9 protein-coding genes are annotated in these 13,636 nt (G+C 62.9%); 4 read left to right on the top strand and 5 right to left on the bottom strand.

The window, feature by feature from the left end:
• Nucleotides 1-2 precede the first annotated feature (2 nt).
• The 3 genes from gspF to LIY45_RS24605 form a co-directional block, all read right to left on the bottom strand.
• A complete protein-coding gene (gspF, locus tag LIY45_RS24615; protein ID WP_226477903.1) occupies nt 3-1,205 on the bottom strand; it encodes a type II secretion system inner membrane protein GspF in 1,203 nt (400 codons plus the stop codon).
• On the bottom strand, nt 1,202-2,896 hold the full coding sequence (gene gspE / locus LIY45_RS24610) for a type II secretion system ATPase GspE (protein WP_226477902.1): 1,695 nt from the start codon (nt 2,894-2,896) through the stop codon (nt 1,202-1,204). The genes gspF and gspE overlap by 4 nt, the downstream gene beginning before the upstream one ends.
• Nucleotides 2,897-3,523: 627 nt before the next feature.
• Nucleotides 3,524-4,564, bottom strand: a complete 1,041-nt coding sequence (locus LIY45_RS24605; RefSeq protein ID WP_226477901.1) for a LacI family DNA-binding transcriptional regulator — start codon at nt 4,562-4,564, stop codon at nt 3,524-3,526.
• 205 nt (nt 4,565-4,769) lie between these two features.
• Here LIY45_RS24605 and LIY45_RS24600 point away from each other — a divergent pair, with 205 nt between their 5' ends.
• From LIY45_RS24600 to LIY45_RS24590, 3 genes are read left to right on the top strand one after another with little or no spacing between them, the layout of a single operon-like run.
• The gene (locus LIY45_RS24600) at nt 4,770-7,010 is read left to right on the top strand and encodes a TonB-dependent receptor (protein ID WP_226477900.1); all 2,241 of its coding nucleotides are present in this window, start codon (nt 4,770-4,772) and stop codon (nt 7,008-7,010) included.
• 2 nt (nt 7,011-7,012) lie between these two features.
• Entirely contained in the window at nt 7,013-8,344 is a 1,332-nt protein-coding gene (locus LIY45_RS24595; RefSeq protein ID WP_226477899.1) for an LLM class flavin-dependent oxidoreductase, read from the top strand.
• A complete protein-coding gene (locus LIY45_RS24590; RefSeq protein WP_226477898.1) occupies nt 8,341-9,294 on the top strand; it encodes a sulfonate ABC transporter substrate-binding protein in 954 nt (317 codons plus the stop codon). The genes LIY45_RS24595 and LIY45_RS24590 overlap by 4 nt, the downstream gene beginning before the upstream one ends.
• Here the strand turns inward: LIY45_RS24590 and LIY45_RS24585 are convergent.
• Together LIY45_RS24585 and hpaR are read right to left on the bottom strand one after the other, a co-directional pair.
• On the bottom strand, nt 9,264-11,654 hold the full coding sequence (locus LIY45_RS24585; RefSeq protein ID WP_226477897.1) for a TonB-dependent receptor: 2,391 nt from the start codon (nt 11,652-11,654) through the stop codon (nt 9,264-9,266). The genes LIY45_RS24590 and LIY45_RS24585 overlap by 31 nt on opposite strands.
• Nucleotides 11,655-11,741: 87 nt before the next feature.
• Nucleotides 11,742-12,164 carry a homoprotocatechuate degradation operon regulator HpaR gene (hpaR, locus tag LIY45_RS24580; protein WP_010175430.1) on the bottom strand — a complete coding sequence of 141 codons (423 nt, stop codon included), beginning with the start codon at nt 12,162-12,164 and terminating at the stop codon, nt 11,742-11,744.
• Nucleotides 12,165-12,376: 212 nt separating this feature from the next.
• Here hpaR and LIY45_RS24575 point away from each other — a divergent pair, with 212 nt between their 5' ends.
• On the top strand, nt 12,377-13,633 hold the full coding sequence (locus LIY45_RS24575) for an OprD family porin (RefSeq protein ID WP_226477896.1): 1,257 nt from the start codon (nt 12,377-12,379) through the stop codon (nt 13,631-13,633).
• Nucleotides 13,634-13,636: the final 3 nt, after the last annotated feature.

Below are 13,636 nucleotides of genomic sequence, written 5' to 3'. Positions count from 1 at the left end.
TTTCATAGGTTGCTGGTCAGGCTCATCAGCGGCAGCATGATCGCCAGCATGATCACCGCCACCAGCACCGCCATGACCACGGTCAGGGACGGCACCAGGGCGGCGAGCAGGCGGTCGATGCCGCGCTTGGCTTCGACGTCGAACACGTCGGCGACCTTGAGCAGCATGCTGTCCAGTTCACCGGCCTGTTCGCCGACTTCAATCATTTGCAGGGCCAGGTCCGGCAGCAGCGGTTGGCTGCCAAACGCACTGGCCAGGGTGCCGCCGCCTTTCACCGACTCGGCGGCCTGGGCCACTTGGGCCTGCAAGGCGCGGTTGGTGCAGACCTGGCGGGCGATCACCAGCGCTTGCAGCAGCGCCACGCCGTTGCTCAGCAAGGTGCCAAGGGTGCGCGCCAGGCGTGCGGCTTCGACCCGCTGCAACAGCGGGCCGATAACGCGGATACCCAGCACGCGCCGGTCGTACTGTTCGCGGTGTCGTGGGTTGCGCAGGCGTGCCGCCAGGGCCCAGACCGTCACGATCAACCCGGCGAGCACCGCCAGGCCATAGGCGCCGAGGAATTGGCCAAGGCCCAGAATCACTTCGGTGATCAGCGGGATCGGCACACCCAAATCGTTGAAGATCGGCACGAACTGCGGCACCACGTAAGCCAGCAACAGCGCCAGGGAGCCGAGCACGCCCACCACCAGGAAGGCGGGATAGATCAACGCGTTGATCACCTCGCCTCTTAACAACTGGCTACGTTCCAGGTAGTCGCTGAGTTGGCGCAGGGTGTTCTCCAGCGCGCCGCCCGCCTCACCGGCACGGACCATGCTGAGGTACAGCGGCGAAAACTGGCTGCCCTCCTCTTCCAGCGCTGCCGACAATGGCTTGCCCGCCTTGACGTGCTCGCGAATACGCTCGATCAGCGCACGGGTCTGCGGTTGGCCGGGTTGCTTGAGCAGGATGCCCAGGGAGCGTTCCAGCGGTTGGCCGGCTCCCAGCAGCGTGGCCAGTTGCTGGGTAAAGCTGACCAGCGCCGCGCCATTCAACTGGCCACGTCCGAAGGCATTGCGCAGCCCTTGGGCACCGGCGGCATCGATGTGCAACAGCAGCAGGCCACGCTTGTGCAGCGCGGCGACGGCGGCGGCCTGGTCCCTGGCTTCGAGGGTGCCGTTCTGCACGACGCCCTGGCTGTCCAGGGCGCGGTATTTGAACAGGCTCACGCGCCCTCTCCACGGGTGACGCGCAGCACTTCTTCAAGGGACGTGACACCGGCCACCGCCTGGCGCAGACCTTCTTCATGCAGGGTGCGCAAGCCACCACGGCGGGCAGCCTGTTCGAGGGTCGCGGCGTCGGCCTGGCGCATCAACAAACTGCGCAGTTCGTCATTCATCACCAGCAATTCGGTGATTGCACTGCGGCCGTGGTAACCGCCGCCGGGGGCGTTGGCGCGAGGCCGGTAAAGCAGGATCGGGCGCTGGTCGGTGAAGCGGTCGAGACCGTGTTCCTCGATCAACTCCGGCGGGGCTTCGAACGCCTCACGGGTCGCCGGGTCGAGGCGGCGCACCAGGCGCTGGGCGAGGATGCCATTGACGGTCGAGGCGATCAGGTAGCTCTCCACCCCCATGTCCAGCAGGCGCGTGATACTCGCTGCGGCACTGTTGGTGTGCAGGGTCGAGAGCACCAGGTGGCCGGTCAGGGAGGACTGGATGGCGATGCGGCAGGTTTCGAGGTCGCGGATCTCACCAATCATGATCACGTCCGGGTCCTGGCGCACGATGGAGCGCAGCGCGCCGGCGAAGTCCAGCCCGATGGCCGGCTTGACCTGGATCTGGTTGATGCCTTCCAGTTGGTATTCCACCGGGTCTTCGACGGTGATGATCTTGCGCTCGGCGGTATTGAGCCGCGAAAGCGCGGTATAGAGCGTGGTGGTTTTACCCGAGCCGGTGGGGCCGGTGACCAGCAGGATGCCGTGGGGCCGCTCGAGCACTTCAAGAAAGGTTTCCAGGCGCTGGCCATCAAAACCCAGGCTCTGGAAATCGAACTGCACGGTCTGGCGGTCCAGCAGGCGCATCACCACCGACTCACCAAAACTGGTGGGCACCGTGGACACCCGCAGGTCCAGTTCCTTGCCCTGAATGCGCAACATGATCCGACCGTCCTGGGGCAGGCGGCGCTCGGCAATGTCGAGGCGCGCCATGATCTTGACCCGGGAAATCACCGCCGCCGAAGAACTCGACGGCGGCGCTTCGGCTTCATGCAGTACACCGTCGATGCGGTAGCGCACCTTGAGCTGGTTTTCGAAGGGTTCGATATGGATGTCCGAGGCGCGGTGTTCCACGGCCCGTTGCAGGATCAGGTTGACCAGGCGAATCACCGGCGCCTCGGAGGCCATGTCCTTGAGGTGTTCGATGTCTTCCAGGGCGCCGCCTTGTTCATCGAGGTTTTCGATCAGGGTGCCCATGGCCGAACGGCCCTGGCCGTAGTAGCGCTCGATCAGGGTTTCGACTTCGTTGCGCGGCCCGACCGCCAACCACACCGGCACGCCGCACGCATACGCCAGGGCCTGGAACGGATACAGCAACGCCGGGTTGGCCGCCAGCACTCGCACGCCACCGTGGCTCCAGCCCACCGGCACCACCTGGTAGTGGCGCATAAAGCGTTCGGTCAGCGTCGGCAGCGGGTCGAGCACGGGCGGTGCGGCGTCCGCCAGCAGCAACGGCGCGCCGAGTAAATCGGCCCAGGCCCGCGCCAGTTCCACCTCGGAAACCAGCCCCAGGCGCGTCAGCAGGCCGAGCAGTTCGGGGTCGTCGGATTCCTGGGATAACCGTCGGGCACGTTCCAGGTCGACGGTTTTCAGACCGGCTTTTCGCATCAGCCACGCGCACACTTGTTCGGCATCCGGAATCTGCATTCGGCATGCATCGATGGGCATTGACGGTATCGGCTGGGGCATCTGCACAAGTCTGAGGGGCTATTTAAAAACCTGTTCCGTGGCACGTGCGGGAACAAGGGCATCCACACTTAGTTGGAGGTTTTTAGCGCAAGCGCTGTCATGACAAGGTACGGACCCTACACCAAAACATTTTGTATTACAGCCCACTTAAGTTATGGCCTTTTAGAACTACCAACAAGCGCCATTAGTTAGCCATGACCGCACACATGCCGTTTAAAGCATCGACTAACATGTTTAAACTTAGTTCATCAGCGCAAGAAAATATCGCCAGCCTCACGCAAGGTCTGGCTTTATCCCGGCACCTAATGGCAATCAACGATCAGTTCAATGTGCCATCTTGCAATATCACATGGACACTACTCAAAAGAACAACCCACCAAGTCATTGCACTTTTTAAATCGCGAAACTCACCGCAATAATTGCAATTAGCCATCGCCAAAACTTGTCACCAAAGACGAACTACCCAATGATAAAAAAGAGACGAGCGCACGCAATCAAACGCATGTTTCAGCGCCTGACCTTGAATAGCCCGTTATCAGAAAATCCCGAGAATCAACGCAACATGGCCATGAGCCGCAACTGGACTCAGGCGCTCTCGCGCTCGATCAAGCGGCACTCCAGCAGGTTCAAGCGTTGCACCTCATCCTCCACCGGCAACACGCCCAGGCTTTCGAGCACCCGCGTCGCCGCCAGCACGCCTATCTCCAGGGCGGGCGGCTTGATGGTGCTGAGACTGGGCAGGAGCATTTCGGCAAACGGGTAATCACCAAAGCCGAGCACGGCACAATCTTCAGGGATTTTCAGCCCTGCCCGTTGCCCCGCCAGCAAGCCACCGGCAGCGAGGTTGTCATTGGCGAAGATGATTGCGTCGGGCGGCGTGGCGGCGCTCATCAACACGTGCATGGCTTGCTTGCCCGCCTCAAACGGTGCGCGATCGGCGTCCGGGGCAAACACCCAGGGCTGCATGCCCAACTCAATCAGGGTCGCGCTGTAGCCATCCCGGCGTTCCAGTGCGCTGAAGTCCCCCGGCGCGCTGTTCTGCACAAAGGCGATGCGCCGATAACCCTTGCCATGCAGGTAGCGCGCAGCGGTCACGCCCACCTCGTAATGGGAGAAGCCGATCTGTAAGGGCTCACGCTCGGGTTGGTAATCCCAGGTTTCGACCACCGGGATATCGGCCTCGGCGATCATCTTCTCGGTGCCCGCGCTGTGGAAGCGACTGGTGATCACCAATGCCGCCGGCGACCAACCGAGGAACGCGCGCACTGCATTTTCTTCCTGCTCGGCGCTGAAGTAACTGGACGCCAGCAGCAGTTGGTAGCCGTGGCGGCTAAGGGTGTCGCTGAAGCCCTGGATGGTATTGGCGAAGATCGGCCCGGAGATGTTCGGAATCACCATGGCGACGATCTTGCCCCGCGCCGACGCCAGCCCACCCGCCACCAGGTTGGGCACGTAGCCCAGCTCGGCGACCACCGCCGCGATGCGTTCGCGGCGTTCGGGCGAGACCTGCTCTGGCTGGTTGAAATAGCGCGACACGGTAATCGCTGAAACACCGGCCTGGCGCGCCACGGTGTTCAAGGTGACACGGCCGGCGCCACGGCGTTTCCGGGGTTTGTCTTCGCTCAAGGGACGATCCTGTTAAAAACTTAAAAGAATATAAAACTAATTTTTTAGTATTTGACGCTCTATGTCACACCTACCAATAATGCCGATGTTAGCGCTACCAAAGCATTTTGTCTGCTACTCGCTCGAGCGAATGCCCAAGACAGATTCAACGGCGTTGTCGTCGCAGAACGGCAGCGGTTCAGGGCACATTTCGAGCGGTCAGAGCATGCACACACAGCCGGGGCAACCTCAAAAACTTTCGCAATCCATACGCGCCGCCACCGGGCGCCGCGCCCACCTGGGTTGGCTACTCGCGGGGCTCGCCGCCCTGCCCGTTCCCGCTGCATTCGCCGCCGACGAGCAGGAACCCACCCTCAAGCCGGTCACGGTCACGGCCACCCGCCGCGAAGAGTCGCTGCAAAAAGTCCCGGTGGCGGTTTCGGTACTCGATGGCGAACAACTGGAGCGCGACAATCGCAACGGCGTGGCGAGCATCGTCCAGCAAGTACCCTCGCTGAATTTCCGCACCGGCGCGTCGAACAAGGACACCTCGTTGTTCGTACGCGGAGTGGGCACGATATCCACCTCGCCCGGGGTTGAACCCACGGTGGCGACGGTGATTGACGGCGTGGTGTACGCCCGCCCCGGCCAGGCCACCCTGGACCTGCTGGACCTGGAACGTGTCGAAGTCCTGCGCGGCCCCCAGGGCACGCTGTTCGGCAAGAACGCCTCGGCCGGCGTGCTGAATATCACCAGCAAGGCGCCGACGGCCGAGACCCACGGCTACATTGACCAGTCCTACTTCAGCGGCAATGAAAGCCGCACCCGCTTCGGCCTGGGCGGCAGCCTGATTCCCGGCACGCTGAAGGGCTCCATCAGCGGCCTGTTCGGCACCTACGACGGCAACGTCGACAACAAGCACAACGGCCAGGAAGTGAACGGCTACAACCACCAGGGCGTACGCGGCAAACTGGAGTTCACCCCCAACGACGACGTGAAACTGACCCTGATTGCCGACTACATGCAGTCCCACGACGATGCGCCAAATGGCGTGGTGAGCCAATCCCTGACCCCGGCGTTCGCCAACGCGCTGAACCCGGTGCGCGGCTCCAGCGACAACCGCGACATCAACACCGACACCCGCAGCCACGTGGAGGACACCAACAAAGGCCTGTCTGCCCAACTGGACTGGAACCTCGGCGACTACACCCTGACCTCGATCACCGCCTGGCGCGGCTGGGACAACACCCAGTACCAGGACGGCGACCGCCTGGGCACCGTGACCGCCGCGTTCCCCGGCACCGCCGACAAAGGCGAGCTGGCGTTCGACCAATACTCCCAGGAGCTGCGCCTGGCCTCGCCCAAAGGCGAATTCCTCGAATACGTCGGCGGCCTGTTCTACATGCACGGCAAGGACCAGGAAACCTACCAGCGCACCCTGACCACCACCACACGCACCGACCGCGGCGTCGCCGACTACGGCACCACCAGCGACAGCTACGCGGTGTTCGGCGAGACCACGCTGAATTTCACCTCGGCTTTCCGTGGCATCGCCGGCCTGCGTTATACCCACGACGACCTGGAATACGATCACCGCCGCGTGTCCACCTCGGCCACCACGGTCAGCGGCATTCAACCGGCCACCAGCAGTTCGGGCTCGGTGGACGAAGACGGCTGGTCCGGCCGGCTGGGGGTGCAATACGACCTGAGCGACACCGTCACCAGCTACCTGACCTACTCGCGCGGCTACAAGGGCCCGGCCTACAACGTGTTCTTCAACATGCAGCCACGGGACACCGACGCGCTGAAACCGGAGACCTCCAATACCTGGGAAGTCGGGATCAAGGCCACCAGCTGGAACAATCGCCTGACCACCAACCTGGCGATCTTCCACAGCGACTACGACAACTACCAGGCGAACTTCTTCGACACCGTCGCCGGGCAAGTGGTGACGCGCCTGATCAACGCGGGCAGCGTCAGCACCGAAGGCGTCGAATTCGACTACGCCCTGCAGGCCACCCAACAACTCAAACTTTCCGGCGCGCTGGCCTACACCCGGGCCCGCATCGATGAGTTCGCGTGCCCGCCTGGCGCGGCGGCGTCCTGCAACGTCAACGGCAAGCCGCTGCCCTTCAGCCCGGACTGGAAAAGCTACGTGCGCGCCGACTACAGCATCCCGCTGGATAACGGCCTGGATATCGAACTGGGTACCGACTACAGCTGGCAGAGCGAAGTGCAGTACGACATCAGCCAGAACGTCGACACCAAGCAAGGCGCCTACGGCATCTGGAACGCCAGCGTCGCCCTGGCCGACTACAGCAACGGCTGGCGCGTGGCTCTGTTGGCGAAGAACCTCACCGACAAGTCCTATTCACCGCTGCTGGCCAGTGGCGGCAGCTACATCTACCGCGCCGTACCCCGTGACGATGAACGTTACTTCGGCGTGCAACTGCGCAAGGATTTCTAAGCATGACCCGTCAACTGAAACTCGGCGCGTTCCTGATGGCCACCGGGCACCACGTCGCTGCCTGGCGCCACCCCGATGTGCCGGTCAATGCCGGGCTGGATTTCGCCCACTACAAACGCCTGGCGCAGATTGCCGAAGCGGCGAAATTCGACGCGCTGTTCGTGGCTGACAGCATTGCCGCCGCCACCGGAGACATTGCCAGCCGCATGGCGCGCTCGGACTATTTCGAGCCACTGACGCTGCTGTCGGCATTGAGTGCGGTGACCGAACACATCGGCCTGATCGCCACGGCCACCACCAGCTACAACGAGCCTTACCATGTAGCGCGCAAATTCGCCTCCCTGGACCACTTGTCTGGCGGGCGCGCCGGCTGGAACCTGGTGACCTCGGACAACGCCGCCGAGGCACAGAATTTCGGGCGCGACGAACACCTCGGCCACAGTGAACGCTACAGCCGTGCCCGGGAGTTTCATCAGGTGGTGACGGGGTTGTGGGACAGCTGGGAAGACGATGCCTTTGTGCGCGACAAGGCCAGTGGCAGCTACTACGACCCGGCAAAACTGCATGTACTCGGGCATGTCGGCGAACACTTTCGTGTGAAAGGCCCGCTGAACGTGGCGCGCTCGCCTCAAGGCCAACCGGTGATTGTCCAGGCCGGCTCTTCCGAGGCGGGCCGTGAATTGGCGGCACAAACCGCCGAAGTGGTGTTCACCGCCCAGACATCATTGGCCAACGCCCAGGCGTTCTATGCCGACCTCAAGGGTCGCCTGGCTCGATACGGGCGGGAACCGGATGCGCTGAAGATCATGCCGGGGGTGTTTGTGGTGGTCGGGCAGACAGAAACTGAAGCTCGGGACAAATTCGAGGCCTTCCAGCAGTTGGTCGAACCGCAGGTGGGTGTCGCGTTGCTGGGGCGCATGCTGGGTAACTTCGACTTGTCCGGTTACCCGCTGGATGGCCCGCTGCCAGACCTGCCATTGACCGACAGCGGCCAGCGCAGTCGCCAGCAACTGCTGACCGAACTGGCGGGCCGCGAACAGCTGAGCCTGGCGCAACTGGGCCGGCGCATCGCCGGTGGCCGCGGGCACTACAGCCTGATCGGCACACCCGCGCAGATCGCCGATGAACTGCAGCACTGGTTCGAGAATGGCGCCGCCGATGGCTTCAATGTGCTGGTGCCGCACCTGCCGGGCGGGCTGGAAGATTTCGCCCAAGGGGTGGTGCCGGAACTGCAACGGCGCGGGCTGTTCCGCACCGAATACGCCGGCACCACCCTGCGTGAAAACCTGGGATTGGCACGGCCGGCCAATCGCTTTGCGGAGCAACCGGCATGAGAATGTCTGCACTGTTGTTTGCGCTGTTGGCCCTGACTCAAACCGCGATGGCTGCCGAGCCGGCCACCCTGAGGATCGGCTACCAGAAAGGCTCGATCGCCCTGGTACTCGCCAAGGAACATGGCCTGCTGGAAAAACGCTTCGACCAGACCAAAGTGCAATGGATCGAATTCCCCGCTGGCCCGCAGATGCTCGAAGCCTTGAACGTGGGCGCGCTGGACGTGGCATCCACCGGTGATATCCCGCCATTGTTTGCCCAGGCGGCGGGCGCCGACCTCGTCTACATCGGCGCTGAACCGCCCAAGCCGACGGCGGAAACCATTCTGGTGCAGGCCGACAGCCCACCGCACGGCATCGCCGACCTCAAGGGCAAGAAAGTCGCCTTCCAGAAAGGCTCCAGTTCCCACAACCTGATCCTGCGGGCCTTGAACAAAGCCGGCCTGAGCTACAAGGATATCCAGCCGGTTTACCTGCCACCGGCTGATGCCCGCGCCGCCTTCGAGCAAGGCAGTGTCGATGCCTGGGCAATCTGGGAGCCCTACTCGTCACTGGCCCTGAGCCAAAGTCCCAGCCGCGTGCTCGCCAATGGCGAAGGCTTGAACCTTTCAGGGCCAATCTATACCGCACGCCGTGATTACGCCCAGGCCAACGGTGCGTTCATCCACGCCCTGCTCGACGAACTCAGCGCCGCCGAAGCCCTGACCCGCAGCCAGCGCGAAGACAGCCTGCAGGTGCTGACCCGTTTCATGGGTTTGCCGGCCGGGGTGATTGCACGTTACGTCGACAACCGACCGCCATCGCCGATCCTGCCGATGGATGAGCACATCATTGGGGCGCAGCAAGAGACGGCGGACCTGTTTTACCAGAACCGCCTGCTGCCCAAGCCCATCGATGTACAGAAGGCTATATGGCAGGCTCCTCAGAAGTCGACGGTGGCCGACAGCAAGTAAGTGCGCGGCGTCGACAAGGTCAACCCCGGCTCGCTGTCATCCGAGGCACCGGCCGAACTCCAGTAGCGCCGGTTGGCTAGATTCTCGACATTGGCCCGCAGGGTGATGTGCTTGTCGTCGACCTTGAAGCCGTAGCGTGCGCCCACATCAAGACGGGTCCAGGCGTCGATTTCCTTGACGTTGGACTGGTCCAGGTACTGCGAGCTGGAATAGATCCCGCGGCTGGTCAGGGTCAGGCCTTCAACGGTGGGCACATCCCACTCGGCGCCGAGGTTGACGTTGTACTTGGGCGTGGCCGGCGCGCGATTGCCGTCATAGGTGCCGTTGGTGGTGTGGGTCAATTCGCTGTCGATGTACATCACCCCGCCCAGCAGGCGGAAGCCCTTGAGCGGTTCGCCGAACACGCTGAGTTCGACGCCGTCGTTCTGGCGCTTGCCGTTGGGGCCGAAGACCCGCGTGGTGGCGTTGGTCTCGTAGGCCGGCTGCTTGATCCGGAACACTGCAGCGGTGACCGCGAACGCCCCCGCGTCGTACTTGGCACCGACTTCAACCTGGCGGCTGATAAAGGGCGGGAAGATTTCATCCTCGTTGATCGAGGTCGACGGCGCGACCTTGCCCTGGCTCAGGCCTTCCATGTAGTTGGCGTACAGCGAGAGCTGGTCGGTGGCCTTGAACAGGATGCCGCCCGACGGTGAGATTTTTTCCTCGTCGTAGGCGGTGTCGCCTTTGACGTTATCGGTCCAGTCGTCCACCTTGACCCGCTGCCAGCGCGCACCGAGGGTCAGCAGTAGCCGGTCATCGAAGAAGCCCAAGGTGTCGGACAACGCCACGCCGCTGAAGCGGTTTTCGGTGTAGACCTTCGAGTCAAATCGCGTTGGCCGGCTTGGCGCAGGTGTTTCCACCGGGTTGTAGAGATTGCTCGGGGCTGCGGCATAGCGCGCGCCGCCGTTTTCGAAGTCCATGTAGAAGTAGCTGGCCGCCAGGTTGACCTCATGGCTCACCGGGCCGGTATGGAACCAGTTGCGCACGCCCGCCGTGGCGGTGCGCACGTTTTCGTCGCGGGTGAAGTCGCGGGGCTGCACGCTGAAGTCACCGGCGTTGTTGGTCACCGACACCGCGTGGCGCAGGAAGTCGTGGTTGCTTTTACGCGCGCCGACGCCGCCGTAGAGCATCAGGTTGTCACTGAGGTCGAACTCGCCGTTGACCGTGCCAAAGGTGTCATTGGTGCTCGCCTTGCTCCAGGGCTGCGCGTAGTTGTGGCGCACGTCGTTGGCACTCGGCACCTTGGCGTTGGGTCCAACTTGCACACGCTCTTGCGGGGCGTTGGTGTCGCGCTCGGTGCGGCCGATGTCGGTGGAGAGGCGCAAGCGTTCACCGCGAAAATCCAGGCCCAGCACGGCCATTTCGCGGTCGACACTCTGGTCGTCCCAGGCGGTGTCGCCGGACTGCTTCACGCCGTTGAAACGCAGGCCGAATTTATTGTCTTCACCAAAACGCCGGCCTATGTCCACGGCCCCGCCCGCCTGGCTGTCGGAGGCCCAGCTGCCGGTAAACGAGGTGATGGGTGTGTCGGTAGCGCGCTTGGGCACCACGTTGATCCCGCCACCGACGCTGCCCCGCGGCGAGATGCCGTTGATCAACTGGCTGGGGCCTTTGATGATGTCGACGCGCTCGGCCATTTCCATGTCGATGGTGTAGGTCGGCAGCACGCCGTAGAGGCCGTTGTAGGCGACATCGCTATTGAACAGGCTGAAGCCGCGAATGGTGAATTGCTCATAGCGCCCGCCCGCCGGGTTGGTGGCGCGCACCGAGGGGTCGCTGGCGATCAGGTCGCCGAGGGTGCGCGCCTGCTGGTTCTTGACCGCCGCGCTGGTGTAGGTGGTCATGCTGAACGGGGTGTCCATGAAGTCCCGTGAGCCCAGCAGGCCCTGGGAGCCTCGGCGCGCCACCTGGCCACCGGCGAATGACTCGCTGCCGGCATCGCCGACGGTGCCAAGAATCGAGGTGGGCGCCAGTTGCAGGCTGCCGCCTTCCGGAATTGGGGTCAGCATGTAGGCCTGCTCGCCCATGGGTTGCAGTTGCAGGCCTGAGCCTTGCAGCAAGCGGGCAAACCCTTCTTCGACGCCGTATTCGCCGGACAACCCGCTGCTGTTGCGGCCGCTGACCAGCGCCGGGTCTACCGAGAGGTTGACCCCGGCCAGGCCGGCGAAACGGGTCAACGCGGCGCTCAGGCTGCCGGCCGGCACCTGGTAGCTGCGCCGGGACGCGCCGTCTTCGGCATAACTGATGGGGACGAACAGCGGGCTGGCACTCAGGCTCAGCATCAGGCTGAAATTCAGCAGCGGACGGATTGCGGGCATTGGCAGAAGCTCTCGATTTTGTTCACTTACCTGGAATGACCAGCCACGTGAAAAAAAGGGACAGGCTTCAGCCAATTTTTTTGAATATTACGGTTTGATGCCTTTGAGCTTTTGGAGCAGCTCCATCAATTGCTCCAGGGATTCCTCGCCGAACTGCTCCTGAATCTTCTGGTAGTTGCTTTCCATCCCGGCGCTCATGTCGACGAAGCACTGCTGGCCCTGTTCGGTCAGGGCGACGAACACCCGGCGCTGGTCTTCGGCGGATTTGCGCCGGCGCACGATGCCGTCACGCTCCAGCCGGCCCAGTACGCCGGTCATGCTCGGCTTGAGGATGCATGCGAGGTGCGCCAGTTGGTGGCTTTCGAGTTCGCCCTGCTGACGCAGGATGCGGATCACCCGCCATTGCTGTTCGGTCAGGTCATGTTCATTGAGCAGTGGCCGGAAGAACGCCATGGTCGCTTCGCGGGCCTGGAGCAAGGTGAGCGTAAGGGACGGTCTAGGGGTGGGCATGGTTCACGCGCATTAAAGGTCGAAGCGTCGAAGCTTAGAGTCGGTGTCCGGTGCATGCAACCCGGGGCATGGAGTAAATCATTAACCTATAAATGATTTTTCAAAAACTTGTTAATCACGCTACCCGGCCTAACGATAACATGTTAACAATATGCCGCCCCTGACCTCACAGAGGGCGCATACCAACAAAAACAACAAAAGGAACGCCCCTCATGCATTCGTGCCTCTTTCGCACGGCGGCAAGCGCTGGCCTGTGCGCCGCGTTTACCCCTCTGGTCGCTCACGCCGATTTCATCCAGGACAGCAAAGCCAGCCTGGACCTGCGCAATTTCTACATGAACCGCGACTTTCGCCAGACCAACGCGCCGCAGAACAAAGCGGACGAATGGGCGCAAGGTTTTGTGCTGCGCCTGGAATCAGGCTACACCGAAGGGGTGGTCGGTTTTGGCGTGGATGCCTTGGGTGAAATGGGCTTGAAACTCGATTCCAGCCGCGACCGCCGTGGCACCGGGTTATTGCCATTTGGCGCCAGCGGCGAGCCGGCTGACAGCTACAGCGAACTCGGCCTGACCGCCAAGCTGCGCCTGTCGAAAACCGTGCTCAAGCTCGGCACCCTGCAACCGCTGTTGCCGGTGGCCGCCTACAACGACACCCGCCTGCTGCCATCGACCTACAACGGTGAACTGGTGACCTCCCAGGACATCGACGGCCTGACGTTGAACCTCGGCCGCCTGGAAAAACAGAACCTGCGGGACTCTTCCAACAACGAATCCATGAGCTACGGCGGCGTCACCAGCAGCCACCTGGACCTGGCCGGCGGCACCTACGCCATCAATCCGCACCTGGCGGCGACCTATTACTACGCGCAGATGCAGGACATCTACCGCCAGAATTTCATCGGCCTGGTGCAGGACCTGCCGCTGGCCCAGGGCGTGAACCTGCGCACCGACCTGCGCTACTTCGACACCCGCGAGCAAGGCAGCGCGCGGTTGCGCAGCCCTACCCGCGTGGACGGCGGCCGGATCGACAACCGTTTTTTCAACGGCATGTTCAGCCTGTCGGTGGGCGCGCACAAATTCGGCCTGGGCTTTCAGAGCCTTTCCGGTGACGGCGACTTTGCCTTCCCGGGGCAAGATCCGTATTCGGTCAACCTGGTGACCATCAATATCTTCACCAAGGCCAACACCGACGCGTGGCAGGCGCGCTACGACTACAACTTCGCCGCCCTCGGCCTGCCCGGCCTGACCTTCATGACCCGCTACGTCGACGGCAGCCACGCGCAAACCGCCACGGTGCGCAACGGCCGCGAATGGGAGCGCGACACCGACCTGGTCTACACCGTGCAGAGCGGCCCGCTGAAGAACGTCAATGTACGGCTGCGCAACGCCACCCTGCGCTCAAGCAACGGCCTGACCAGCGACATCGACGAAAGCCGGGTGATCATCGGCTACACCGTGGCCCTGTGGTAACGC

Source organism: Pseudomonas sp. MWU16-30323 (assembly GCF_020515595.1).
GTDB classification, from domain to species: domain Bacteria; phylum Pseudomonadota; class Gammaproteobacteria; order Pseudomonadales; family Pseudomonadaceae; genus Aquipseudomonas; species Aquipseudomonas yamanorum.
Note: the sequence above shows the minus strand (reverse complement) of the source record. Positions and strands in the feature narration are given on the sequence as shown.